The sequence below is a fragment of the Marinoscillum sp. genome, assembly GCF_040222955.1.
In the GTDB taxonomy this organism is placed as follows: Bacteria; Bacteroidota; Bacteroidia; order Cytophagales; family Cyclobacteriaceae; genus Marinoscillum.
The window spans coordinates 245395-271673 of sequence record NZ_JAVKCA010000008.1; the positions used below are offsets into that span (position 1 = coordinate 245395).

Sequence of the window (26279 nt, forward strand, 5' to 3'; positions counted from 1 at the left end):
GTTTGCACGCCGAAAATCTCTTAATTTTACTCCATGGATTTTCTGCCAACCGAACTCCAAAAGTATGTAGAATCGCACACCAGCCCAGAGACTGAGCTGCTTCGTCGCATCAATCGGGAAACACATCTCAATATCCTAAAGCCCAGGATGCTCTCTGGCCATTTGCAGGGCCGGGTGCTGGCCATGCTCACGCATATGATTCGGCCCAGGTATATTTTGGAGATCGGTACCTACACAGGGTACTCGGCACTTTGTATGGCAGAGGGCATGCAGCCCGATGGAAAACTGGTGACCATAGAAGTAAATGAGGAACTGGCCAACCTCACCCAGGCGTACTTTGCGGAATCTCCTTATGATCAGCAAATTGATTTTCATATTGGTGATGCACAAGAAATCATTCCCACACTGAGTTATACCTGGGATATGGTTTTTGTAGATGCCAATAAAGAGACGTACCCCGAATATTTTGAATTGATCCTTCCTCAGCTTCGTTCAGGAGGGTTTATGATCATAGACAATGTGCTCTGGAGTGGCAAGGTGACTACCGATGACCAAAAGGACAAAGCCACTGCCTCCATCAAAGCGTTTAACCAGATGGTGCATGATCACCCGGGGGTGGAAAACGTATTATTTCCCATCAGAGATGGCTTAATGGTATTAAGGAAAATATGAGGGTTGTACTTTTAGGACTGTTTCTTTTTATTCATACATTTTCATTTGGTCATATAGGTGGGGTGCCGGTGGTGCCGGCCAGCATAGAAATAGCTGGCATAAAGCTCAAACTCACTGCCGATGCCCGAGAGGAGATCCAAAAGGATGTGAACGCCCTGAGGGCCAGTGAAAAGTATTTTCAGATCAAACTGGATCGGGTCAATCTGTATTTCCCTATCATAGAGCGGGTATTGAAAGAAGAAGGGGTGCCGGATGAAATCAAATACCTCTCCATTCAGGAAAGTGCCCTGATTTCTGATGCTGTATCATCGGCAGATGCTGTGGGGTACTGGCAATTCAAAGATTTCACGGCACGTGAAGTGGGGCTGAGGGTTGACTCAAAGATCGACGAACGCAAAAACATCGTTTCAGCAACACGCGGAGCAGCTAAATACTTCAAGCGTAACAATTTTTATTTCAAAAACTGGATATACGCAGTAAGTGCCTACCAGGCCGGAGCTGCCGGTGCCAAAAAATATGTAGACAAGGAAAATTTCGGATCGGACAAGCTCACCATTACCAGCAAGACACACTGGTATGTGCTCCGCTTCATTGCACATGTCATTGCCTTTCAGGATGAAGTGGGCGATCCTCACAGTGAGGGACTCCGCCTTCTGGAGCACGATAAGGGAGCCGGCAAAACCCTGGAGCAGATCGCTCATGAATTCAAAGCCGATCACACCACAGTGGCAGATTACAACAAGTGGTTGGCCCATGGCAAAATCCCGGATGACAAAGTGTATACCGTCATCATCCCTTTCAAAGGTAAAGCTCCGAAAGGCTTTGATAAAGAAAACGAAAGGCCCCTGACCCGGTCTATTGAGGCTGTGGAACCTGTCAAATACCCTGATCAGATTGCCTCAGATATTACCAAAAACCAAAAGGCCATATTCATCAAGATCAATGGACTGGAAGCAGTGATGGCCGGGGCAGAGGATAATGTCGTGAGTCTGGCGCTGAAATGCGGGATCAGTAGCACCCAGCTCATCAAGAACAATGATCTGAACCCTGGCGAAGAGGTACGATCAGGGGAGATATACTATGTAAGTAGCAAGCGAAATCGGTCGGCCATCAGGTTTCATGTGGCCCAGTACGGGGAGTCTCTTTGGGACATCTCTCAAAAATATGGCGTGAAACTCAAAAAACTTGCTCAAAAAAACAGAATGGGTATGGCTGACAGTGTGAAACCCGGCAGGCTCATCTGGCTCAGAAAAACCAGGTCGCAGCATACTCCGGTGGAATACCATGAGGTAAGAAAACCCGAACCCATTCAAAAGGTAAAGCCCAGGCCAGTGGTGGTCAAAGAGCAAGTGAAAGAAAATCCTCCGGCCGAAAAGATAGAGCCTGCACTCGTGGAACCGGATGAAAAACCCGAGGTGGAGGAAAAGATTGTTGCGAAGGAGGCCGAAACCCCAATAAACAAGCCTCATACATCTACCCCACCTTCTGGTGATCGCCTCATCCATGTGGTGCAGGCAGGTGAAACGCTTTGGGGAATTTCCAGACTTTATGAAGTCTCCGTCAACGACATTAACTCCTGGAACAATTTAAATCAGGGGCTGCCTTTAAGTACGGGACAGGAACTACTCATCTACAACGCCGTGCGTGAAAAAAAGTCACCAGTGACAGAAGAAAAGCCCGCAGCAGTACCCGAATCAAAACCTACCGCGGATTTTCATGAAGTGGAACCCGGAGAGTCCCTGTGGGGGATTTCCAGAAAATATAACCTGACCGTGGAGGAGGTCAGAAGCTGGAATGGACTCACAGCAGAAAGCACCATTAATCCTGGTCAAAAATTATTAATCAAGCCACTTGAAAAAGAGGATGAACCATCCGATCCTCACACCACCCACATTGTCAAAGGCGGGGATAGTCTTTATAAAATTGCCAAAACCTATGACATGACCGTACAAGAGCTCATGGAGCTGAATCAAATGAACTCCACAGCTATTTCCGTTGGTGATGAATTGAAGGTGAAGAAAAGGTAGATTATTATTATAATTGCCTACACCGATCCCTGTAATTATTGACAACCGCCCTTAGAACCCTACTCTTACTGATTAGCTACTTCATTTTCCATGGTGCTTTTGGTCAAGAAGGCAGCGGTATAATGGAGTACAACATAGATCTGCAAATCGACAAGCAATCCCTGATCGAGACGAAATCATTTCTTATCAAAATAGGCAACAAGGAATCCAATTGGCTGGGAGATGTATCGATTCACCATCAGGCCACAGACAAATTCAGGCTACTCGAGGCAGTATTGTTGGACCACCGGCTCAACGTAGTGAGAAAGATAAAAGCCAAGGATGTTTATACGAAGAATGCGGATTCGAGAAGCACCTTTTTTGATGACCATCTTGAAGACAAATTTTCCCTCAGGCACAACCAGTTTCCTTACTACATTAAATATTCATACCGGATCATCAAGCGGGATTTCCTCTTCCTGGCCTACTGGATACCCCAGTATTATTCCAATGTCAGCACTATTTCTTCATCGCTCTCTTTGACCCGTCCTATGGACTATGAAATACACCTGGACTCGATAGGAGAATTCACTTATTCATCAACCAGGGCAGCAGGTCTGATCACCGAAAAATGGTCCATTAAGCAGCCGAAAAAAATTGGTAAAGCAGATTTTTCTCCACCTGCTACGGAAAGCCTGCAGCAAATTTCCATTGTACCATCTGACATCAATTATGGAGTAAAAGGCAGTCATGCAAGCTGGGAAGACTTTGGAGAGTGGGTAGCCAATCTCAATAGTGGGCTGGATCTGCTCCCTGAGGAAGAAATCGCCACGCTCAAAAAGAAATTTGGTCATATAGAGGATCAGGATACTTTGATAAAAAAACTCTACCACCACCTTCAGGATAACACAAGATACATCAACGTCTCCCTGGATATAGGAGGCATGAAGCCGCACCCTGCTGAATATGTTTTGATCAACAAATACGGAGATTGTAAGGCTTTAACCATTTACATGAAAGCGTTGCTCAACGCCTTCGGCATTCCCTCTTTTTATACACTGGTAGAGTCTGGATCTAACCCGAAATCCATCAGGGAAAATTTCCCTTCTCAACAATTTGACCATGTCATCCTTTGTGTGCCGACCAAATCTGACACCATATGGCTGGAAAACACAGTATCTTATTTGCCATACAATTATCTGGGTTCATTCACGCAAAACCGAAAAGCGCTCCTGGTAAATAAGGGAGGCAGTCAACTTGTAAAAACTCCTGCACTCACTCATACGGATGTCCACCAAACAAACACCTACCATCTCACTTTTGAAGGCGACAGGCTCACTGGCACCCTCTATTCAAAATTGAAAGGAGAGGATTATGAAAAAATTGCCTACGTAGAAACCAACCTCTCCAGTCAGGAGAAGAAAAAATATTGCCACAAGTACTTTAACAATCAGGGGTTTGAGTTAATCGATCTGACCATTCATCAAAATAGCCGATCACTTCCGGAGGTAGAGCTCACCGCTCAAATAGATCTACCAAAGCACCTGAGACAGGTGGGTCCCCTGCGGATAATTTCCCTACCAGCCTCTACTATGCCCGCCAGTGAAGTCTTCAAAGACAGAACGAGGCCTGTCCGACTGATGATGCCCATTGATGCTCATGACAAGGTCATTATTGATTCCTCCCAAAATTGGACATGGAAACTACCTGAAAACTTTAGCCTGATCAGCGAATTTGGAACCTACCAGATCACCTATGAACTCGTGAACAACAGCCCGGTGATCAACAGGCGCATTAGCCTCGGGTCAAGGGACATCCCCATTGAAAATACAGCAGAATTATACACCTTCCTTTTAGAAATTGAAACTTATGAATCGAGTGCTCCGATCATCCCTACCCATTAGACTTCTTTTAGGCCTCTTTTTCATAGCTCTGGCGGATTCGTCCACAGCCCAAAGGTATTCTCAGGAGTTTGGGGTAATCGCCAAAGATGAGTTTGACCTTGAGGTATCCGCAGATGACCCGGAAGCAGAGGCGTTGATCTTATTTGATGTAGGGGATTCTTACTTTCTGGAAGGAAATACAGGTTTTGATATCCAGTTTACTCATTCCAAAAGGCTCAAAATCTTTACCACAGCGGGATTTGACTATGCCGAAATAGAAATCCCCTACTATGTAGAAGGAAATCAGAGAGAGCGTATCGAGGAAATAGAAGCTTTCACCTACAACCCATTAGAGAATGGAACCATGGAAAGGATCAGTCTCAATCAGCAAGACATATTTGATGAAGTAAAGAATAAATACTACCGGGTCAAAAAGTTCGCCTTCCCCGGGGTGAAGGCGGGTTCTATTATAGAATACAGATACAAACTCATTTCGCCATTCAAGTTCAACCTGCCCGATTGGGCATTTCAAAGTACTATCCCTACGCTTTTCAGCAAATACACTGTGCGGATGGTGCCCTTTTACGAGTATATTTATTTGATGCAGGGTGGAAAATTTGATTCTCACAAGTCCTACACGTCATCAGAGCTGCCCAGATACTTTGCGCATGTCAAGTACAATGATTTTGTACATGAATTCACCATGGAGAACATCCCAGCCTTCAAAGATGAGACATTCATCTCCTCTACAGATGATTACATCATCAAAATGGACTTTCAATTGACGCAGGTCAATAACCCCAACGGCCTCAAAACTGAGATCATAACCACCTGGCCCAAACTCATTGAAGAGCTTAATGACCATGAAAATTTTGGGAAATACATTAAGAAGGCACAGAAATTCTCAGAAAAGACCATCCTTCCCTCCCTCGACTTGAGTAACAAAACTCAAACAGAGATGGCTAGTCTGCTAATTGATTACATTAAAAACGACTTCTCTTGGGACAGGTATTATGCTAAGTATGCCAACCAGTCAGTCAAAGAGTTTTATGCCGCAAAACAAGGCAATGCAGCCGAGATCAATCTGTTTACGATCGGGCTATTGAAAGCCGCGGGTCTAAAGGCTAAACCCGTATTGATAAGCACAAGAGATCATGGAAAAATCACCATGGATTACCCCTTTAGTCACTTTTTCAATTATGTAGTAATCATTGTTGAGCTTGAAGCCGGCACGATCCTCACCGATGCCACAGAGCCGCTATTAACTTTTGATAGATTACCGCCCTTTTGCTTCAATGACAATGGACTCATTATAGATGAAGCTGGAGTCGGGTGGGTTGGACTAGAGTCCCCTAAAGCTTCCCTGAATAATTATACGATCTCTCAAAAACCTAACCCAGATTCATTGAAATCAAACATTCTCGTAAGTAGCCAGATGACGGAGTTTGAAGGACTAAAAATGCATAAGAAATATGGCACTGACGATAAGCTGTTGACCAAGTCGTTGGAAAAGGGTGAATACCTTGACGTTCACAAAGTCTCCTTCCCTGGAAGAAGTCAGAATAGTCAGTATTCATTTGCTTTTACAGGCGCATGCCAACTAGAGCGTGTAGATGGGAAATTTTTGATTAGTCCTTTTCTTAACTTACCCATTGACGAAAATCCTCTCAAATACCCATCAAGAACGTATCCGGTAGACTTCACTTATAAAACCACAGATCATTATCAAAGCATCATTGAAATTCCAGAAGGTTATCAAGTAACCTACCTTCCTTCCAACCAAAATATCGATGATCACCTAATGACAATCAAGTATAATATCATTTCCACTGATAAATCACTCACCGTAGACGGGAAAATAGAATATAAAAAAGCCGTTTATGGTTCTGGTGAGTACTTACGCATCAAGAATCGTCTGGACACCATCGTAAAAACTTTCAACGATCAGATAGTGCTTGAAAAAAGAGATTGATGCTTTAAGCTTCCACCTCCAACAGATGAGCACGTACCTTATTCACCGCCATATTGAATTCTTCCTCCTGAGGCGGTTTGGAAATAAAGGCAACAGCATCCAGCTCCAGGGCTTTCGGCTGAAAAAGCGGATTTCCTGAGATCACAATAATTTTGGGCGGTTTTACCAGGGTGCTCATGATATCGATACCATTGAACTCCGGCATTTCAATATCTAAAAATAAGATATCCGGCCTGTCAAGAATAATACCTGCTGCTCCCTCAATCGGAGATTCATAAGTATTGACCAATTCCAGATCATCAATCTTGGAGGCCAGTTTCTGTACCATCAAAATTGAGGTTGGGTCATCATCAATGGCAATAGCTCTTAGTTTCATAGTGTGCGTATTATGGTTGTTCAGACAAATGACCAATAAACTAAGCTAAATAAAAAAGTAATATCGGTGAACTAAGAAAAAAGAACGGTGAACAGATATTCCCGCCGAATCAAAAGGCTTCTAATATTCAAAATCCAGCCCAAGTCGATCCTTGAGATCCCGTAATACCGGATTTTGCTGGGCCATGTATTCAAATTTTTCCTTAGAGGTATAAAGGTTGCGGGTAGACTCCTGCTCGGTGACTTCCTTTGCTATCTGGACAAAGGTGTTGTCCAGAGCCTTTCTAAGGTGCTGGATCAGGTCCTGCTCAAACTTGTCAAGAATGCTGATCTCCAGTTGACTTTCCATAAAAAGTGTTACCTGGGTGTCTCCAGTCTTCTCCAGTCGCCGATCCAGTACCAGCTTCTCAGTATCCGAAGCACCCGACTCCAATCTCTTCTTTCTGAAGGCTTTCCATGCATCGATCACCTGACTTTCGTCAAATGGCGTACTGCGTTCTTCCAGTAGTGGTTTTTTGACTTCCTCCTCCTGCACCACAGGGGTCTTGGGTCTCAGCAGGCTTGGGGTTTCCTTTTTTGCAGGGTCCTTAAGGGTTGTTGGGATTTTTATCTTGGGAGTTTGTGGAACCACTTTGGCTGATGGCGCGGCTACCGGGTGGTGATCCGAAGGTGAAGTTGGAGATGGTTGCTTCTCTGTCGCCTGACCGGTTTCCGCTAGGCTGTCACTGCTTTTTTTTTTACTCCATTCTCTCCACTGAGCTTGATGGCCCGGTTCAGCTGCGAAAGCTTCATCAAACAAAGTTCGATATGCAGTCGCTGATTCTTGCTTTGCTTATAGTTGAGATCCACCTGATTCATCAGGTTCAGTCCTGTGAGCAGATAGGAAGCACTTAGCGCATTAGCCTGCTCCTGATACTTTCCTTTAAGATTTTCCGGCACCTCCATCAACTTGAGGGTTTCCGGGTTTTTACAGACCAGCAGATTACGGAAGTGTTCCTCCAGGCCAATCAAAAAATTATGACCATCAAATCCATTTCTCAGGATATCATCATATAGCAGCAATGCACCTGAGAGGTCCTCTGCGAGAAAAAAGTCTGCCAATTTGAAATAATAATCGTAATCAAGGATGTGCAAATTCTTGATTGCATTTTGATAGGTCACCTTATTATCTGAAGAAAAGGTAACGATCAAATCAAAAATGGACAATGCATCACGCATGGCCCCATCAGCTTTTTGCGCAATCAGGTGCAGCGCTTCAGGTTCGGCATCCACCCCTTCTTTTTCTGCAATTTGCTGAAGCTGAACCACCATGTCATTGATCTCTATCCTATTGAAGTCATAAATCTGACATCTGGACAAGATGGTGGGGATCACTTTATGTTTTTCTGTAGTCGCTAGTATGAAAATGGCATACGAAGGCGGCTCCTCCAGCGTCTTCAAAAAAGCATTGAAGGCCTGAGTGGAGAGCATGTGCACCTCATCTATGATGTATACCTTAAACTTCCCTTGCTGTGGTGGATAACGCACCTGATCGATCAGGTTTCTGATATCGTCTACAGAGTTATTCGACGCTGCATCCAGTTCGTAAATGTTGAAATTATTGGTAGCTGCATCTCCCGATTCCGCTTCGAATCCGTTGACCATCCGTGCCAGAATACGCGCACAGGTGGTTTTTCCCACCCCTCTTGGCCCACAAAAAAGCAAGGCTTGTGCCAGGTGATCATTATCGATGGCATTCTTGAGTGTGGTTGTGATATGGCCCTGGCCCACTACCTCCTCAAACCCTAATGGGCGATACTTCCTGGCCGATACAACAAAACTTTCCACAGCGGAAAATTAAGACAAATGGATAGAACTCCGGCAAGAATCAAGATGAAACTTTGGAAACAAAATCCGTGATCCCATTGAAAGGTCAGGAGACACCTTGGTTAGTCGTATCGCTCAAAATAATAGTTAGGTAAATCCATGTAGCCAAACGATATGACCATGCGATCCGCACCTATGCTGAGGTATCCCTTTTCACCATCGATATAAATAACGGGAACCAGCCTGGCATTTGGGTTTTGCTGATCCACTGGCTCCAGGGCCAGCTCGTATGGTGCAAAATTGGTGTTTGAATCCCGGTAAATCACTTTGCCTACAGTATCTACATTCCAAATGATCTCCCCCGAATTGAAATTCCTTATAAGAGACTTGTCACTCACAAACAGCGTGGTGTACCGCAGTGACCACTCTCCCTGCATCAGCACATTCAGTTCGGTGGTGGACAGTCCATCACCATTGAGTTCCCATTCGCGTGCATTGAAAGTGGTAGAATCTTTAAACTCCTCCCTGTCACAGGAGCCAAGTAGACAAACCAGCATGAAGGTCCATAAAGACGTTTTGAATAAATTGTTCACCATTGTAATGACGATACGTATAGAAAAGAAGTTTAATTCCACTATATTTTTTATTAGCCACGCAACCTCGAAGCAACTATCCGCATCTACCCAATGAACACCAACCTAACCATGTTGCGAATCGATAAATCCAACTCTGAGCAAAAGTTACTGCAGGACTGCAAGAAAGGCAGGCCCAGTGCGCAGAAAGAGTTGTATGACCGGTTTGCCTCCAGAATGTTGGGGGTATGTATCCGATACATTCACGACAGGGAAGAGGCAGAGCATGTGATGATTGGTGGAATGGTGAAGGTATTTGACAAACTGGAGCAGTTTCAGGGTGAAGGCAGCCTGGAAGGCTGGGTAAGGCGCATCATGGTGAATGAAAGTCTGATGTATATCAGAAAACATAAAAACATGTCGCTGGAAGTGGAAATGGAAAAAGCAGAATCTGAGCCCGATTACTCCACACTGGAAAATAGCCTGGAAGCCGCCGACCTCATGACCTTAATCGCAGAGCTGCCAGTTGGGTATCGGACCGTTTTTAACCTCTATGCTATAGAGGGATATAACCATAAGGAAATAGCCGAAACGCTGGGAATCAACGAAAACACGTCAAAATCTCAGCTGAGTAGAGCAAGAAAATATTTACAAAATCGCCTGGTAACAATTCAGGAGAAGGAATTAAAACAAGACAGCAATGGCAAATAATTTAGACAGACTATTCAGGGAAAACCTTGATCAGTTCGAGGTAACACCTCAGGCCACCAGCTGGGAGCAGGTACAGGGCCGCATTGCAGGTAAAAAAGGATTTTGGGTTACCCCCATGAAAATAGCCGCAGCTGTGGTGGTGCTCCTTGCAGCTACCATAATGGTGATCAATCTTTCAGAAAATGAGCTTGAGGGTGATTACCTCTCTGCCATCGATCACCCGGAGTATCAGGATCGGTTTTCATTCCGGCCGGAGCTCCCTGAAATAAATACTGAAAATCTCGCCGCCCCAGTGGCAACCACTCAACCAAAAATTAAGACCCCTGAGACTTCACAAACGATTACAGAAAAATCTGATTTTGAAGAAATCACCTATGAGGCCATTTCGATAGCCGCTCTTAAAACTTTCCAATTGGATGCGGACCTACCGGTGAGAAATCAGCTCAAATCTTTGGGACGAGTAAAACAGGAAACTCCTGCTGTGAAAATCACCTATATAGCCACACATCAGCCACAGACTGATACCCTAAAGGCCAACAAGTTCAATTCATTGATCGCGTATTTCTCCAATGACATCTCCCCTACAGAGATCCTGGCAGACATAAGAGATGTCAAAGACAATTTATTCAGCAAAAACTAAGTCAAAAACTCAAAATAAAAGAAACGATGAAAAAGCTAATATTCGTGATGACAGCACTGCTGCTGATCATACACCCGGAAAAAGGAAAAGCCTCCACAAGTGATACGGTGGTCATAGAGCTCAACAACAGAAGTAAGATCGTGGTGTATACCGAAGATCGGGTAGCACTGAAAGATCTGGAGCAGTATGACCTCAATAAAATGATCAAGGACCTGAACTCAGCGCTGAGGTCCAGCAAAATAGAAAAAATAGAACTGCAGGATGACAATGGCAAAAAATACCTGAAAGACACCACCATTATCTTCGGGGAAGGCAGCAGCGCCAAGACAAAAATAAAAATTGGTAACATGGAACTACTGGTGGATGCGGATGAGTGGGAGGATCTGGATGACGAGTGGGATGACGATCTGCCCGTACGGAAGTATCACTATGAAGAAGAGTCTATAGATCGTACCAGACATTATTTCAACATCGACTTTGGCCTTAACAACTGGATGGAGGGCAACTCCTTCCCTGATGAAAACAACGAACCATACGCGGTAAAGCCATGGGGAAGCTGGTATTTTGGGCTCAACAGCGTAAACCGAACCTGGATTTCCGGTCCACTCTTCCTGGACTGGGGCATGGGTGTAAGCTGGTACAACTGGAAGATGCAGGAAGCCGCCACCATCATAGAAAAAGGTGACACCAACATCGAATTTAACGCCGCTCCGGCAAGCTACAGTAGCATCAAAAGTAAGCTCACCGCCCCTTATCTGAACGTAACCATGGTGCCCATGCTGGACTTTGCCAAAGGCAGGAGAAAAGTCAAAAACCTTGAAAGAGGCAGCATCAGCTTCCGTACGTACAAAAAACAGGGAATCCGATTTGGAGCTGGAGGCTATGCTGGCTACCGACTCGGTGGCAGCACCAAGTATGTCTACACAGAAAATAACAAGAAGGAAAAGAATAAGAACTCTGGCAATTACTACCTCAGCAATTTCAGATATGGAATCAGAGCGCAAGTCGGTTACAAGGGACTCGATCTCTTTGCCATGTATGACCTGAACGAGGTGTTTGCATCAGGTCGGGGTCCGGCTGGCAGTCAGGGGATGAATGCCATCACCTTCGGCATCACACTATGAGTTTCCAGTTTTGTCTAGTCCACAAGGCCAGAAACAAAAAAATGCTCCCAAGGGAGCATTTTTTTTTGTTTATTTCCATCACCTCTACCTCTTCAGATGTTTGGCAATCACTCTTTTTGTCCTTCTCCTGAACCACTTCCCCATTCCTGAAGGTCTTTTGGGCCTATCCCTGTTTCTGAAGATACCCGATCGAAAGTGGGCCTGACCAATGAAAAAACAAACAGGACAATCACAAAAACAAAGGAAAACAATTGGTCTTTGGTAAGGTACAGACCGAGAAGTCCTGCCATAGCAGCACCCTCCAGGATACCATACTGAACCAATTTCTTAGAGAGATACAAGTCCAGCTTTTCTCTGATATCACTTAGCGCCTGCACTTCTCTTATGACCCCCTTTCTGTAGGTCTGAGCTAAAAAAATCAACACCCCAGCCAGCGCCACCAAGAGCATTTTGATGACCATGCTCTCCATCCCAGTGATCAACGGGCCATCGGGAAACTCCTTTTGGGTTTCCAGAAATACGAAAGCAAACGGCAAGAGCGCGCCTCCAACCAGTCCATGAAAAATCAGATTGAAACGATGATAAAATCGTTCCCAGTTATTGTAGGGTACAGACATCCTTATCCAATAAGTTATTCCCCAAAGGTAAAAACAAAGATTCACAGAACCTTTCCTCATTCTTTATCGTACTTATATTGATATCAATATGATATCATATTAAATTCACCTAACAAGAAACCAATGGACTCACACGAAAAACTCTACGCTCCCATCTCTGGATATACAATTTTGGCGCTCTGCCTGATTCTCCTGTTCTCCTTCATCTCCCTGCTGATCGGACTGCGCATTCCACACTTTGCATTTGGCGTAGCACTGAGCATTGCATTCATTCCCGGATTTTTCTTTGTTAACCCCAACGGCTCCAGAGTTTTGGTGCTCTTTGGTAAATATGTTGGCACGGTCAAAGAAAACGGCTTTTTCTGGGTCAATCCTTTCTATACCAGAAAAAAAATCTCATTGCGCGCAAGAAATTTTGATAGTGAGCGGGTGAAAGTAAATGACAACATCGGAAACCCTATTATGATCTCGGTAATCCTGGTTTGGAGGGTACGGGACACCTTTGCGGCGGCTTTTGAGGTGGATGATTATGAAAATTTCGTGCGAGTGCAGACAGATGCTGCTGTAAGAAAGCTTGCGGGAAGTTACCCCTATGATAATTTTGATGATGAACAGGCGGAGATTACACTGCGCTCTGGTCTGGACAGCGTGAATGAGCACCTGGAGAAAGAAATAGAAGAGCGGCTTTCGATTGCAGGGATAGAAATACTGGAGGCACGAATCGGCTACCTGGCGTATGCCGAGGAAATAGCTGGAGCCATGCTGAGAAGGCAGCAAGCCACCGCCATAGTGGCCGCCAGGCACAAAATAGTGGAAGGTGCTGTGAGCATGGTAGAAATGGCCATTTCGGAAATAAGTAAGAAAGACATTGTAGATCTGGACGATGAACGAAAAGCCGCTATGGTTAGCAACCTCATGGTGGTACTTTGTGCCGACAAGGACATCACTCCGGTGGTCAACTCAGGCACGCTTCATCACTAACAACCATGAAAGGCAAAGTAATCTTTCGGGAAGAGCAGCATTTCAGATATACCTGGTCATGGTGGGTGCTCTTGATTTGTGCCCTACCACTGATCGGTGGAGTATTCTATGCTTTTTATGTTCAGCTCTACCTGGGAGAACCATTTGGAAACAACCCAGCCAGTGATACCGGACTGCTCATCATTGGTCTGCTTACCTGCATGCTCATGCTTGGATTGCTGTGGCTCTTTCAAACCATGAAATTGACAATGGAAATAGATGAAGGAGGTATCCGGTACTCCTTTTTCCCATACATCAGGGCATTCCGATCATTGCGAAAAGCCGATGTGAATGCAATGAATGTAAGACCCTATCGCCCAATCACTGAATATGGTGGTTGGGGCTACCGTTTCAGATTGCGGAGTGGGCGAGCGCTCACGGTAAGTGGAAAATGGGGCCTGCAGCTCGAATTGACAAATGGAAAGCAATTACTTTTGGGTACACAAAAACCTGATGACCTGCAGGTGGCGGTGAACAAATTAAAACAGAACTGGGGAAGTGAGTAGGATATGGCAAAGAAGAAACCCTTTGTATTAAGAATTGACGAAGAAACTTTGAAAACCATTGAAAAATGGGCTGCGGATGAGTTTCGCAGCACCAATGGCCAATTGGAGTGGATGATTCATAAGGTGCTCAAAGACGCTGGTCGGCTCAAAAAAGAAGACCCTTCCTAGAAACCATAGACATTGTACTGCTTGATCACGGGAGCACCATCATTCACCCAAAACTCCTTTGGCTTACCCTCTGCGCCATTGGGCTCTCTGATATCCTCCATAAAATAATACCTGGCAGTAGCCCGCTCTTTTCGCAAAGTCAAAATAAAGTATCCGTGATCCGTAAGGTTCGCATATTTAATGTGAGGGTTGAAATTTTGAAAAAGGTTCTCGGCCCTCCTGGCAGTATCCAGCCCTGAGTATTCATCGTAGTTGGCCGAACTGATACTGGGTGTCCCAAATTCCACACCCAAAGGGGCCAGCGACACCTCTTTGACCATGGTTTCTATGGCCCAGCTGGCATGGGTATCCCCCGTCACCCACAGGATGTTCTTAAAGTCTTTGATAAATCGCGCCACCTCTTTCTTCTCCGCAGGATAACCATCCCAGCTATCCAGGTTTTTTGGATTCTCGGGGAATACCATGTCCTGGTTGATGTCGGAAAAAATGACCTGATTTCCTATGACCTTCCACCTGGCCTCACTGTTCTCAATGGTGCTTTTCAGCCAGGACAGTTGACCCGCACCCAACATAGTACGCTCCGGAGAGTTGAAGTCCTCATCTGAGATACTGGAAGCGGGTGCCGTTCGGCCCTCCAGGCGTTCATCCAGCATGATGAGCTCTACCAGATCACCAAACTCAAAGGAGCGGTAAAGCTGATCAGCCTCCCTGATCGGCATCCACTCATAGTACGTCTGCACTGCCGCTCGCTTCCGGTCTTCAAAGCTTCCTTCATTCTCCTGATGATTCTGAGCACCGGAAGTATACACATCATTAGCGATTTCATGATCATCCCAGATGGCAATGAAAGGATGACTTGCATGCATCGCCTGCAAGTCTGGGTCTGCCCGATACTGCGCATATCGGGTACGGTAGTCCTGAAGGGTAAGCAGCTCATGCGGTGGTTCGTGCTTTCTGCCAATAGTGGTATCTCCGTAGCCCCCTGGTGCGTATTCATAAATATAATCCCCAAGATGCACCACAGCATCCAGCTCTTTCTTAGCGATCTTCTGATAGGCCGTAAAATAACCCCACTCATAGTTAGAGCAGCTGACCACCGCCAACTTCAGTGAGTCAGCATTCTGTGCAGCAGTTTTGGTACGACCCACGGGTGAGTAGTACCCTGCTGATTTAAAGCGATAATAATAGGGTGTCCCCGCCTGAAGGTTGCCAACATCTACCTTGACGGTGAAATCCCTGCCTGCATCAGTTACTACCTGACCTGACACCAGCGAAGACTTAAACTCCTGATCGCCGGACACCTCCCAGGCAACCACCGCACTATCTCCCGGAGATTCAGGTGTCACCCTGGTCCAGATAATCACCCGGTCATACAATGGATCTCCGGAAGCCACCCCATGAAGAAATGGCCCTGAGCCCTTCTGCTCTTTTACTTCTGCGGATTTGGGGCTGCACCCCATGAGCACAGCGAGGACAATAAGAAAGGATGAGAGACTTTTCATAAAAAATTGCTAATTCTAGCTTAAAGTAATGAGTCAGCCGTGGTTTCACAAAAAAGCCAGATGATCAAATCATGAAGATCAGCCGACTTCCACTTTCACAGTATCTGTCAGCGGCTTACCGATACAGAGGAGTACGTATCCTTCCGCCGTTTCACTTTCAGACAAGCCCTCAGCATTTTCCTGATCTATTTTGCCTTCCAGACACATGGCCCTGCAAGCCGTACAAAGACCACTCTGGCAGGAGTATGGCATATCGATATTCTGATCGAGGGCAGCATCCAGGATGGCCTCCCCCTTATCTACATTGACCACATGCTCTTCGCCATCCAGAAGGATTGTAACCTCACTGGAGCCTGTCGCTACCTCTGGTGCTATGATCTCAGAGGGTGAGGTCTTACCAGCCTCAAAGCTTTCTTTCCTGATTTTCTCTTCCTTGATCCCAATTTCCAACAATCCTTCATTGGCTATCTCCATCATAGGCGCCGGACCGCAGATGAAAAACTCCGTGTTGTCATCAGTTTTCAGACCTTTGGTGATTTCCCCGATCATGGATGCGGTAGGCCTACCGGTATATTGCGCAAATCCATTGGTATCATCTTCCAATATATGCACAAGCTCAAAACGATTGCCATACTGCTCTTTTAAGCCATTGAGTTGATCCTTGAAAACCACGTATTCCTCACTTCTGTTTCCGTAAATGAGTGCCACGCTGCTGGATGGCTCCTTGATCAGTACAGATCTCATCAGGGAATAGAGCGGGGTAATCCCACTTCCTCCACCCAGGAAAACCACCTTTCTGGATGCCGAGGCACTGTATTCTGTAGTAAACATTCCCATTGGCTCCATGATCTCCACCGTATCACCCGCCCTGAACTGATCGTTAATGTGGTTGGACATCAGGCCACCTGGGACTCTTTTTACAGTAACTGCAGGGTACTCATCTTCAAATGGCGTGGTACAAAGCGAATAAGCTCGCCTGATTTTTTTACCGCCCACTTCTTTGATAATGGTAATGAATTGACCCGGCTTGTACTGAAAAGCGGTCTCTGGCTTCTCAAAAACCACGTTTACAGCCTCTTTGGCCACCTCTATCACTTCTTTTATCTGGAGCGTTTGAAAACGCGTATCCTTTGATGCTTCCTTTTTCTTCTTCTTGAATAATCCAAACGCCATATTTGAGTCCCTTTTTTTAAAGTCCCGCAAAGGTAAATCCTACAGGTTTCCTCCACAAGTTTATATGAATCACCTATTTTTGCACCTTCAAAAAAATCATGACCATGGAGCTGAACGATCTGACTGCTATATCCCCCATTGATGGAAGGTACCGAAACAAGGTAGTTTCTCTGGCTCCTTATTTTTCAGAATACGCCCTGATTTATTATCGGGTGAAAGTAGAGATACTCTATTTTATCTCCCTTTGTGAGATTCCTCTCCCGCAGTTAACCAACGTGGATCACAGAAAGTTTGCGGATCTGAAAGCGATCTATGAAAACTTCTCAGAAGCAGATGCCCTCAAGATCAAAGACATTGAAAAGGTGACTAACCACGATGTGAAAGCTGTGGAATACTTCATCAAAGAAAAATTTGACCTGCTGGATCTCGGTGCTTTCAAAGAATTTATCCACTTTGGTCTCACCTCTCAGGACATCAACAATACGTCCATTCCGCTCTCCACCAAAGAGGCACTCAGTGAGGTTTTTATCCCATATCTGAAAGAAACCATCGCACTTATAGACAAGGCAGCGCAGGATTGGAAAGACATCCCCATGCTAGCCAAAACGCATGGACAACCCGCCTCTCCTACCCGTCTGGGCAAAGAAATAGCGGTCTTCGTGAGCAGGTTAAATGAGCAGCTGACAGGATTGGAGCAGGTGCCCTATGCCGCCAAGTTCGGTGGAGCCACCGGTAACTTCAATGCTCACTTTGTGGCTTACCCGGACAATGACTGGCATGCATTTGGAAACGATTTTGTGGCACAGAAACTTGGACTCAAGCGCAGCTACCCGACCACCCAAATAGAACATTACGATTACTTCGCGGCCCTTTTTGATGCAATCAAACGGGTGAATACCATCCTGCTGGACTTCAGTAAAGATGTGTGGCAGTACGTAGCGATGAACTACTTCAAACAGCGAATCAATCCCAACGAGGTAGGTTCATCAGCCATGCCTCATAAAGTAAACCCAATCGACTTTGAGAATGCCGAGGGCAATCTGGGCATAGCCAATGCAATGTTTGAGCACCTCAGCTCAAAACTTCCTGTCTCCAGGCTACAGCGAGACCTCACTGACTCCACCGTACTCAGAAACATAGGGGTGCCTGTGGCTCATACCCTGCTGGCCCTATCCTCTTTGAAAAAAGGATTGGGTAAGTTGGAGGTGAATGAAGAGGCCATTCACAAAGATTTGGACGACAACTGGGCAGTAGCCGCTGAAGCCATTCAAACTATTTTGAGAAGAGAGGCTTTTCCTAACCCATATGAAGCGCTGAAGGCACTGACCAGAACCGGTGACAAAATCACCAAAGACACCTTGCATGCCTTTATTATGAAGCTGGAAGTATCGGATGAGATTAAGGCTGAACTGATGCAAATCACTCCTTTTAATTACACGGGGCGCTAACCAATATTCACACCGGACATTCTTTTTTGGGTAAAAACGTAAGGTACCCCAAACATTGTTAAACTGACCAATCCGCCTGTTCATCGAGTGTGGGCTACTCTCAGTAGGAAAATAGCTCTTTAAAATTGTGAATCCCTTATATTAGAGCAAAATGAGTCACTTGATGACCTCATGTATCTATGCCAGCGGAAGACAACACCAATGATGAGTATGTAAGAAAACGGGTTGAGGACATCAGCAAGCTTATCTATGAGGTGGCTGCGGGTAACTTTGACTACAAGCTCAAACAACGAGACGTTGAGGGCGAACTGGAGGGCCTCATAGGAGGAATCAATATGCTGGGTGAAGAACTGAAAGCCAGCACTGTCTCCAGAGACTTTATGGAGAGCATCTATAAAGGTGTGGTGGATATTCTCATCATTATCAATCCTGATCAAACCATTGACAGGGTGAATGACGCGGTAGTTGACCACCTGGGCTACTCACCCCAGGACCTGATAGCCCGTGATTTCAAAACACTTCTTTCACCGGGTGATTTCGCCATCCTTGAAGAAATAAAGCTTCATTTGAACTCCAATGGAGCATACCATAACGCCGAGCTCAGACTACTCCGTAAGGATAAAACACTTCTGGAAACTTCAGCTTCCTTTTCATCTCTGTTTGACAACCAAAAAAATCACCTCGGTACAATAGTGATTGCCAAAGACATCACGCATATAAAAACCACCGAGCGTGAACTCAAAATGGCGAAGGAAAAAGCGGAGGCGGCCAACAAAGCCAAATCTCACTTTCTGGCCAATATGAGTCATGAAATTCGCACACCCCTAAACGGCATGCTTGGCTTTCTGGAGTTGCTGGGCGGCACTTCACTTGATCCTGACCAGACAGAATACCTTGACATGATTAAAACCTCGGGTCAGTCCCTCGCCAAATTACTGAATGACATTCTAGACCTGAGCAAGGTGGAAAATGGGAAGCTAAACATTGAGCATGTACCTTTTAACCTCAAAAACACCCTTCACCCCAGTTTTCAAACTTACAGCCATCTGGCTAGGGAAAAAGGCCTGGATTTTGTTTTTGAGTTTGCGCCAGACCTCCCGGAATTGGTAATTGGGGACCCCTCCCGGCTTACCCAGATCCTCAGCAATCTCATAGGCAACTCACTCAAATTTACTCAGGAGGGTGGTTTGTTCATCAGGTTATCCGGAAACAGGAAGGATAATCGCCGACTGAACCTTTTACTGGAAGTCACTGATACTGGAGTAGGTATCCCTGATCAGATGCAGACATCCATTTTTGATAGTTTCACGCAAGCTGATACCTCCACCACCCGAAAGTATGGGGGCGCAGGCTTGGGACTGGCCATTACCAAGCACCTTGTGGCGCTAATGAATGGCACCATCAGATTCGAATGCCCTCCGGTATCCAGAGGTCGGGAGAATGGCACCTCTTTCTTTGTGGAGCTACCGCTGGAAATGCCAACCTCCTCCGAGCGACCCGAAAGCGATCCTGTTACCACAAAACAAACATTGGCTTTCCCCAACGGATTCAGGGTACTACTTGTAGATGACAATGAAATCAATATTCTACTGGCTCAGAAGGTACTGGAGAAACTAAATGCCGGGGTCTCACTGGCCCGGGACGGAAAACAAGCCCTGGACCTGGCCCTGGAGCAAAGTTTTGATGTCATCCTCATGGATATACAAATGCCGGTAATGGATGGATTTGAAGCCTCAACGGCACTCCGAAAAGCAGGATATCAGGCACCAATCATTGCACTATCGGCCAATGTTTACCCGGAAGAGATCAAAACCTGTTTTGAAAATGGGATGAACGGACACATTGGGAAGCCCTTTACTCTGGATGGTATTTATAACAAGATCACCTCTGTGGTCAATCAGACCGAAGGCTAGGAAGCAGTCGTTTCATTCTGAACTACTTCCATCATTTCCATGGCAAAATTATCCTTCGCCTGTATGTAGGCGATTTTTTGTATGGATTCGGCACCTACCTTTCGCTTTTCGAAAGATGCAGAAAAACCAAAATCGATCCGCTTAAAACCCAGGGCATGTGCCCTTAAAACAGTCTGAAATAACATTTGCCGATAGACCGAAAACTCGTCGGAATAATCATAATCCAGCCCTATGAGCGAAGGGACATAGGTGGTTCCCGTATTTTTATATGAAAACATCACCCCAATCATCTGCCCCGGACGCTTCTCGATTCCGGCTGGAAACATTTTGATGAATTCCCAATTAGGATCAGTGTTCATCACCTCAAAGATGGACTTTGGATAGGCGAATGTGTTCATATCGAAGTTCTTATCCCAGACATTGCGGTACAGCGCGTATGCCTTCTCCAGTTCAGGAGCAGAGAGCACATCGGATATCTCCACTTGCACCCTGTCGGCGTACTTCTCTATGTCCTGCCGGAAATGCTTTCTTGATTTGGAAGATAAGCCCTCGAGGTATTCGTCCTGCGTTGACCATGACAAATCCTCCATCACGCATGAATCCGGCAAGGCTGCTTTTACAAAGCCCTGCCCATCACAATGGGCCTTAAGGAAATCATTGGCAAAGGTGAAATCACGCAGCGCAATAACATCCGGCTGTAACTCCTCATCCATCCGGGTAAGTGTCTGAAAAAATAAATCCAGAATGGCCTCCTTGTCAGGATGCTCCTGATCCAGATACAAATGATCCCCCTCCGTAAATAATGAACCCATGGCCAGCACCTGACTGGAATGATGAAGTGGATCAGTGATCCGTTTTTTCTCCAGCGCCATAGACACTGAAGCCGGAGCCAGCATATCATCCTTCCAAAGTGTTTTGGTCAGGAAAGTGGCCAGCACAATCTTATCGGTCATGTCCCTGATCAGTACAAACCTGAAATCCCATTGATGCTCGGGTACCTCTGAATCACCAAAAGCCTTTTCCAGGAATTGCAGCCCGGCGTAATCAAAGACGTTTCTCCCCTTGAAAATTTCGTCCCATTCTCCTGCTGGTAACTCATCTGGGCGCTCGTACACCTCGATACGTAAACTATCGGGAATGGCCAGCGGAGCTGGGGGAGTTTCTTTCAAAAGCGGCAGCCCAAAAATCTTACGAACCTGATTTTTGGTAGTGGACTCTTCGGCCAAAGCGATCGGATACAGCCTTGACATGGCATCCACCAGAGCTTTGATATCTTCCTTTTCGTTATGCCTGGACACCGTAAACCTCACGCCGGTGCGCTTCACCGCCACCGCCGGAAAAACCCCCATATTCACATAAAAACCAGCGTCCATAAGCTTTTTAACAAAATTGTAACCCACGGCTGGTGCGCCTGTTCCAATGTAGAATACAGGGCAGTTATTTTCCTCAATCAAAGGAAGATCAGTTTTCGCCAGGCATTCGTTACAAAAAGCTACCTTCTCAGCGAGCTCCTTCTGCATGTCATAGATCTCATCTGAGAGGTGAATATCTGCCGAAGCAATAGCCGCAGCTACCGAACTGGGCTCCAACTGAGCTGAAAAAGTAAGTGGGCCCCCAAAGCGCTTTACCCGTGTGTAAAAATCCTTATTGGCCGTAACCATGGTGGCGCCACTGGCACCAAAAGTTTTGCTCAATGTGGTAAAAACAATGACATTCTGGGGTAGTTCACCATACTGACTGATCACATAACCCGTTCCATTTTTTCCGACCCAGCTCATGCCGTGAACATCGTCATAGTAGAGATGAAGCTGAGGGTACTTTGCGGATAGTTCTTTCAACCGACCAATAGGTGCTTCATCTCCGTACATAGAGTACACCCCATCTGCAAAATACCATACCTTATCAGCTCTGGAACTGAGGTCCTTAATCTTCGCCTCAAGCATTTCCATATTGTTATGCTTGATCATTTCTACCGGAATACCACGTGTTCTGGCTATCTGGCAGCTATTCTGCACACTCCAGTGCACCTGCTGATCCAGAATAATGGCATCTTCGTCCCGCACTACTGTGGGGATGGTACCCAGGTGTCCCAGGGTGCTGTTTTTGGTAACTACCACGGGATAGCCGTACATTTTTGCCAGCTTTTCCTCCAGTTCGCTATAGGCCGAATGGGAGATAAAGGTCTTGGAAAGGGGAAACTGTGTGCCATAGCGCATGATAGCATCTATCGCTGCTTTCTTGATCCTGATGTCCTGCTCCAGCCCCAGATATCCTGTAGTACCAAAGTGACAGAGCTCCTGCCCATTTACCTTGATATGGCGACCGGTAAAGTGGTCATCCTCAGTATACAAATCCACCACACCTTTCTCGGAAGCATTTCGAGAAATTTCAACAACGGTGTCTATATAATTGTTATGCCTGATTTTTGCCATACTTATCAAAAATACTTCACTTGAGGCCCACAAGATTAGATAACCTGAACTTATCGACGAATCACTCCGTTGCACCTATCTATGATTGTTTTATACAGATGACTATCTTTGGTTAACTATCCATTTTAACCAGCGGTTCTCAGAAATGAACTTTTCATCCATAGAAAATGATTTTGCTCAGTTTCACATCAAGGATGGAGTGATGTTCTTTACGTATAAGCCTGATATCGAGATTGATTTAGACGGTGCCAAACGCGTAGTAGCTGATCGTCTGAAGCTTCAGGGCGAAGCTACCTACCCTGTGGTATGCGATATTCGGGGGCTCAAGGGCGTCAATAAGGCTGCAAGAGATTACCTGGCCAATGAAGGGTCTGAGAAAGTGAAAGTAGTGGCACTGATAGTGGCTTCCCCAGGCCTAAAAATTATGACGGACTTTTATCTGATGGTAAATAAACCCACTGTCCCAACCAAAATTTTCACTTCAGAAGATCAGGCTATTAAATACATAGCATCACTTTAGATCGAAAGGCTCTTTTCAATCTACTTTTCCAGCCAGTAGATACAACACTGCCATTCTGATGGCTACCCCGTTTTCTACCTGATCCAGAATGATGGAGTGCTCTGAATCCGCCACATCACTGGTGATCTCCACACCACGATTGATAGGTCCCGGGTGCATGATCACAATCTCCTTGTTCAGAGAATCGAGCAGCTCTTTATTGATACCGTAGTACAGGGAGTACTCCCTGAGAGAAGGAAAATAGCGCATCTTCTGACGCTCGAGCTGGATGCGAAGTACATTGGCTATATCGCACCACTCCAGCGCCTTTCGGATATCCAGCTCCACTTTCACCCCAAGAGAAGCGATGTGCTTAGGCAGCAGGGTGGCTGGCCCGCAAACCATCACCTCAGCTCCCAGTTTTTGCAAGGCAAAGATGTTGGACAGTGCCACCCGTGAGTGGAGAATATCACCCACGATCACCACTTTCTTACCCTCTACTCCTCCGGTCTTTTCTCTGATTGAAAAAGTATCCAGCAAGGCCTGAGTGGGATGTTCGTGGGTGCCGTCACCTGCATTGATAATATTAGCCTTGATGTGCCTGGCCAGGAAATGGGGCGCTCCGGGGCTGCTATGACGCATGACCACCATGTCCACTTTCATGGCCAGGATGTTATTGACAGTATCCAGCAGGGTCTCACCCTTCTTTACAGAAGATGAGGACGAAGAAAAGTTGATCACATCAGCTGAGAGGCGCTTTTCTGCCAACTCGAAGGAAAGTCGGGTGCGGGTGGAATTCTCAAAAAACACATTGGCCACAGTGACATCCCGCAAAGAGGGCACTTTTTTGATCGGCCGGCTCAAAACATCTTTAAAATTATCAGCGGTTTCAAAAATCAATTCGATTTCATCACGATCGAGGTTTTTGATACCCAGGAGATGCTTTGTCTTTAATTGGCTCATTCAGTTTCGTTGATTAACCAGATGTTGTCTTTTTTACCCTGCTCCTCCAACTCCACGAGCACCCGCTGAGAAGTCATGGTATTAACCCTGCGGCCCACGTAGTTGGCTTCTACAGGAATATGCCGGGTGTACATTCTGTCAATAAGCACCAGCAGTTCCACCTTGGCAGGTCGACCAAACATGGTCATAGCGTCCAGTGCCGCACGCACTGACCTGCCCGTGAAAAGGACGTCATCAATCAGTATGACTTTTTTATCTTCTATGATAAAAGGAACCTTTGTCTGATTGGGGGTTTTGGGGCTCTCCCGCCTTCTGAAATCATCGCGGTGAAACGTGGTATCGAGATAGCCAAGCTTGATTTTGGTGGTGAGCATTTCTTCCAGTCGCTTGCGAATGCGCTCGGCCAGATAGATGCCGCGTGGCTGCATCCCCAAAATCACAGAATCAGAAAAGTCACCATGGTTCTCGATGAGGTGCTGACACAACCGGCTGATTGTGATCTGAAGGAGCTTACTGTTGAACAGGAGTCTTTTTTGCATGATCAGGCTTCCTGCAAATATAAGAGCATCTCTCTTAACCCAAATAATCCATCAGATAATAAAACAGAAATAACAGAACAGATCTCAATTAGACTTATCATCCAGGTGGTACTGGATTTTATTGATATAAAAAACCCGTCTACTGATTTTACCACCTGTACCGTTCTCGTTTCGAATCCGCTGCTCACCATAGGCATACATGGCCCTGTCATACCAAACTTTTAGGCCCTCTACTTCCGGATTTTTGGTTTTCAATTCATCATCCTCAAAGGCCAAACGAACGGGGTTAAAGGTTTTTCCCTCATAAATCTCATTCCCCTGAATGATTTTTGAGCGAATGGTATTTTCCTCCAGATACATCAGCACTGTCTTATCTTCATAGTTACTGACTGCCACAAATTCATCGAGTGAAAAAGTTTCAATGTCATTGATTTCAAAACTATTGTCCCAAATGATGTTCCCATTTCGATCAAACGACACCACCACAGCATGGGTATACTGGTAGCCCATAAAGCTTGGGTTGAACCGGGCAGGACTATTCCATCCATATCTACCCACATTGGAAGTATAGTTGGAATACCGTGGGTAGTAGGCTTCAGCAATCATCAGGTACTCATCTCCACGCTGTATGATGTCATGAACCAGGAGGCGGTAGCTAAACTGGGTATTCTTCCCCTTAGAGCGCTTGCGCTCTATTCTTTCTCTGATCCGCTGCTGCCGGCGCTCATTCATATATCCGAAAAAGTTATCCAAATCAGCATACTCATGATATTTGATAAATTGCTGGCGACCATTCACAAACTTGGAGAGGTATAGCCCACGACTGTATTGCGAGGCCTTTTTGGAATAAGTGCCGGCCAAGTACTGAAATCCACCATAAAAAATGGTACTGGCTCCATCAATCAGATTCTTTTTATCCCCCGGATTGATCACATTATTCTGGATGAGATCTCCAGCCGCTGTGAAGGTTTTGGCCCTTACAGTATATTTTCGATTAGGCATCCTGTCTTGTTGTATTACCGTGAACATCAGGGTCTCATCATCGATAATGATATCGAGAATATCACTGTTATTGTCATAAAACCCCGGAACCACGCGGGGCTTTTGCTCCTCCAGATCGAAAGTGAGCAAAACAGGCCGCAGATTGGTGTAGCCCGCAAAGACGATATTATGATCAATGACCTCAAAAAAGGTCAGCTGAATCGGAAACACGGTATTGATTTCAATTCGTCGGTGCCCTGAAGTCAACGCATCAATTTCAAAAAGTAAAAACTCCTGACTCCTGTACCTGGAGACATTAAAGAGCAGGTAGTACTTTCCATTGTGGTACTCCGTGCCAGCCAGGTAACTATCAAAGGGTATCGAATAGATCCGGGTCCAGACAATGCCCAGTAATGTATCCAGGCTGTGAAAGGTCCAGTTAAACCCTTCCGGGGTTCTTTTTTCAGTCTCCATTGCCACCAGCAGGCCTGCCTCCTCCCCATTGATGAGGTTGAAGTCCATGCCATACTCATCCATTTCAAATTCTATGCGATTTGGCTGATCAATCCTGGAACTCGTATCCGGAGCCTTTTTCTGAGCCATCACCAGGCAGGACATCAACAGAAAGCAAGTAAAAAAGGAGCCTTTCATGTGCATAGGTATATTGGTGTTGAACACTCCATAGTTATACGGCTGGTCATTCCGTTAAGACGGTAAATAAAAAATTAGTTCACGAGTTTAAAACAATTCAAGGTGT

24 protein-coding genes are annotated in these 26279 nt (G+C 45.7%); 13 read left to right on the forward strand and 11 right to left on the reverse strand.

The genetic code is table 11. The annotated features are described in order from the left end of the window. Positions 1-33 precede the first annotated feature (33 nt). From RIH33_RS06965 to RIH33_RS06980, 4 genes are all read left to right on the forward strand, one after another. Complete coding sequence (locus RIH33_RS06965; RefSeq protein ID WP_406654362.1) at positions 34-672, forward strand: O-methyltransferase; 639 nt, start codon at positions 34-36, stop codon at positions 670-672. Next, complete coding sequence (locus tag RIH33_RS06970) at positions 669-2699, forward strand: LysM peptidoglycan-binding domain-containing protein (RefSeq protein WP_406654363.1); 2031 nt, start codon at positions 669-671, stop codon at positions 2697-2699. The genes RIH33_RS06965 and RIH33_RS06970 overlap by 4 nt, the downstream gene beginning before the upstream one ends. Positions 2700-2821: 122 nt before the next feature. Further along, positions 2822-4582 carry a DUF3857 domain-containing protein gene (locus RIH33_RS06975; RefSeq protein ID WP_406654364.1) on the forward strand — a complete coding sequence of 587 codons (1761 nt, stop codon included), beginning with the start codon at positions 2822-2824 and terminating at the stop codon, positions 4580-4582. Continuing rightward, positions 4548-6533 carry a DUF3857 and transglutaminase domain-containing protein gene (locus RIH33_RS06980; RefSeq protein WP_406654366.1) on the forward strand — a complete coding sequence of 662 codons (1986 nt, stop codon included), beginning with the start codon at positions 4548-4550 and terminating at the stop codon, positions 6531-6533. The genes RIH33_RS06975 and RIH33_RS06980 overlap by 35 nt, the downstream gene beginning before the upstream one ends. Positions 6534-6537: 4 nt before the next feature. Here the strand turns inward: RIH33_RS06980 and RIH33_RS06985 are convergent, their stop codons facing one another. The 4 genes from RIH33_RS06985 to RIH33_RS07000 form a co-directional block, all read right to left on the reverse strand. Beyond that, a complete protein-coding gene (locus RIH33_RS06985) occupies positions 6538-6909 on the reverse strand; it encodes a LytR/AlgR family response regulator transcription factor (RefSeq protein WP_406654368.1) in 372 nt (123 codons plus the stop codon). A 120-nt stretch (positions 6910-7029) separates the two neighbouring features. Beyond that, complete coding sequence (locus tag RIH33_RS06990; protein ID WP_406654597.1) at positions 7030-7707, reverse strand: hypothetical protein; 678 nt, start codon at positions 7705-7707, stop codon at positions 7030-7032. Beyond that, the gene (gene dnaX / locus RIH33_RS06995; protein ID WP_406654369.1) at positions 7623-8735 is read right to left on the reverse strand and encodes a DNA polymerase III subunit gamma/tau; all 1113 of its coding nucleotides are present in this window, start codon (positions 8733-8735) and stop codon (positions 7623-7625) included. The genes RIH33_RS06990 and dnaX overlap by 85 nt, the downstream gene beginning before the upstream one ends. A 101-nt stretch (positions 8736-8836) precedes the next feature. Further along, a complete protein-coding gene (locus RIH33_RS07000) occupies positions 8837-9271 on the reverse strand; it encodes a hypothetical protein (RefSeq protein WP_406654371.1) in 435 nt (144 codons plus the stop codon). A gap of 129 nt (positions 9272-9400) precedes the next feature. On the opposite strand from RIH33_RS07000, the gene RIH33_RS07005 reads away from it, so the two are divergent. The 3 genes from RIH33_RS07005 to RIH33_RS07015 are packed head-to-tail and all read left to right on the forward strand — an operon-like array spanning position 9401 to position 11761. Further along, a complete protein-coding gene (locus RIH33_RS07005) occupies positions 9401-9997 on the forward strand; it encodes an RNA polymerase sigma factor (RefSeq protein ID WP_406654373.1) in 597 nt (198 codons plus the stop codon). Then, entirely contained in the window at positions 9987-10637 is a 651-nt protein-coding gene (locus tag RIH33_RS07010) for a hypothetical protein (protein WP_406654375.1), read from the forward strand. Before RIH33_RS07005 ends, RIH33_RS07010 begins: the two co-directional genes overlap by 11 nt. A 26-nt stretch (positions 10638-10663) precedes the next feature. Next, a complete protein-coding gene (locus RIH33_RS07015; protein WP_406654377.1) occupies positions 10664-11761 on the forward strand; it encodes a hypothetical protein in 1098 nt (365 codons plus the stop codon). A gap of 107 nt (positions 11762-11868) precedes the next feature. Here RIH33_RS07015 and RIH33_RS07020 read toward each other — a convergent pair whose 3' ends face one another. After that, entirely contained in the window at positions 11869-12378 is a 510-nt protein-coding gene (locus RIH33_RS07020; protein WP_406654379.1) for a hypothetical protein, read from the reverse strand. Positions 12379-12501: 123 nt separating this feature from the next. On the opposite strand from RIH33_RS07020, the gene RIH33_RS07025 reads away from it, so the two are divergent. The 3 genes from RIH33_RS07025 to RIH33_RS07035 are packed head-to-tail and all read left to right on the forward strand — an operon-like array spanning position 12502 to position 14072. After that, entirely contained in the window at positions 12502-13359 is an 858-nt protein-coding gene (locus RIH33_RS07025) for an SPFH domain-containing protein (RefSeq protein ID WP_406654381.1), read from the forward strand. Positions 13360-13364: 5 nt separating this feature from the next. After that, complete coding sequence (locus RIH33_RS07030; protein WP_406654383.1) at positions 13365-13904, forward strand: hypothetical protein; 540 nt, start codon at positions 13365-13367, stop codon at positions 13902-13904. A gap of 3 nt (positions 13905-13907) precedes the next feature. Beyond that, entirely contained in the window at positions 13908-14072 is a 165-nt protein-coding gene (locus tag RIH33_RS07035) for an Arc family DNA binding domain-containing protein (RefSeq protein WP_406654385.1), read from the forward strand. Here the strand turns inward: RIH33_RS07035 and RIH33_RS07040 are convergent. Then, the gene (locus RIH33_RS07040; protein ID WP_406654386.1) at positions 14069-15574 is read right to left on the reverse strand and encodes an alkaline phosphatase D family protein; all 1506 of its coding nucleotides are present in this window, start codon (positions 15572-15574) and stop codon (positions 14069-14071) included. The genes RIH33_RS07035 and RIH33_RS07040 overlap by 4 nt on opposite strands. 78 nt (positions 15575-15652) lie before the next feature. After that, positions 15653-16747: a 2Fe-2S iron-sulfur cluster-binding protein gene (locus RIH33_RS07045; RefSeq protein WP_406654388.1), complete on the reverse strand. Its 1095-nt coding sequence runs from the start codon at positions 16745-16747 to the stop codon at positions 15653-15655. 104 nt (positions 16748-16851) lie between these two features. Between RIH33_RS07045 and purB the strand changes: the two genes are divergently transcribed. Together purB and RIH33_RS07055 are read left to right on the forward strand one after the other, a co-directional pair. Next, positions 16852-18195, forward strand: a complete 1344-nt coding sequence (gene purB, locus RIH33_RS07050) for an adenylosuccinate lyase (RefSeq protein ID WP_406654389.1) — start codon at positions 16852-16854, stop codon at positions 18193-18195. A gap of 179 nt (positions 18196-18374) precedes the next feature. Next, complete coding sequence (locus RIH33_RS07055; RefSeq protein WP_406654390.1) at positions 18375-20108, forward strand: ATP-binding protein; 1734 nt, start codon at positions 18375-18377, stop codon at positions 20106-20108. Here the strand turns inward: RIH33_RS07055 and RIH33_RS07060 are convergent. Continuing rightward, positions 20105-22540 (reverse strand): aminotransferase class I/II-fold pyridoxal phosphate-dependent enzyme, encoded by a 2436-nt coding sequence (locus tag RIH33_RS07060; protein WP_406654392.1) that lies wholly within the window; start codon positions 22538-22540, stop codon positions 20105-20107. The two genes, RIH33_RS07055 and RIH33_RS07060, sit on opposite strands and share 4 nt — an antisense overlap. 145 nt (positions 22541-22685) lie before the next feature. Between RIH33_RS07060 and RIH33_RS07065 the strand changes: the two genes are divergently transcribed. After that, positions 22686-23060, forward strand: coding sequence for a hypothetical protein (locus RIH33_RS07065; protein WP_406654393.1), 375 nt, complete (start codon positions 22686-22688; stop codon positions 23058-23060). Between the two features lie 15 nt (positions 23061-23075). Here RIH33_RS07065 and RIH33_RS07070 read toward each other — a convergent pair whose 3' ends face one another. The 3 genes from RIH33_RS07070 to RIH33_RS07080 all read right to left on the reverse strand — a co-directional run bounded on the left by RIH33_RS07070 (position 23076) and on the right by RIH33_RS07080 (position 26173). After that, a complete protein-coding gene (locus tag RIH33_RS07070) occupies positions 23076-24002 on the reverse strand; it encodes an aspartate carbamoyltransferase catalytic subunit (RefSeq protein ID WP_406654395.1) in 927 nt (308 codons plus the stop codon). Beyond that, the gene (pyrR, locus tag RIH33_RS07075) at positions 23999-24541 is read right to left on the reverse strand and encodes a bifunctional pyr operon transcriptional regulator/uracil phosphoribosyltransferase PyrR (protein ID WP_406654397.1); all 543 of its coding nucleotides are present in this window, start codon (positions 24539-24541) and stop codon (positions 23999-24001) included. The genes RIH33_RS07070 and pyrR overlap by 4 nt, the downstream gene beginning before the upstream one ends. 84 nt (positions 24542-24625) lie before the next feature. Continuing rightward, the gene (locus tag RIH33_RS07080) at positions 24626-26173 is read right to left on the reverse strand and encodes a hypothetical protein (RefSeq protein ID WP_406654399.1); all 1548 of its coding nucleotides are present in this window, start codon (positions 26171-26173) and stop codon (positions 24626-24628) included. Between the last annotated feature and the right edge of the window lie 106 nt (positions 26174-26279).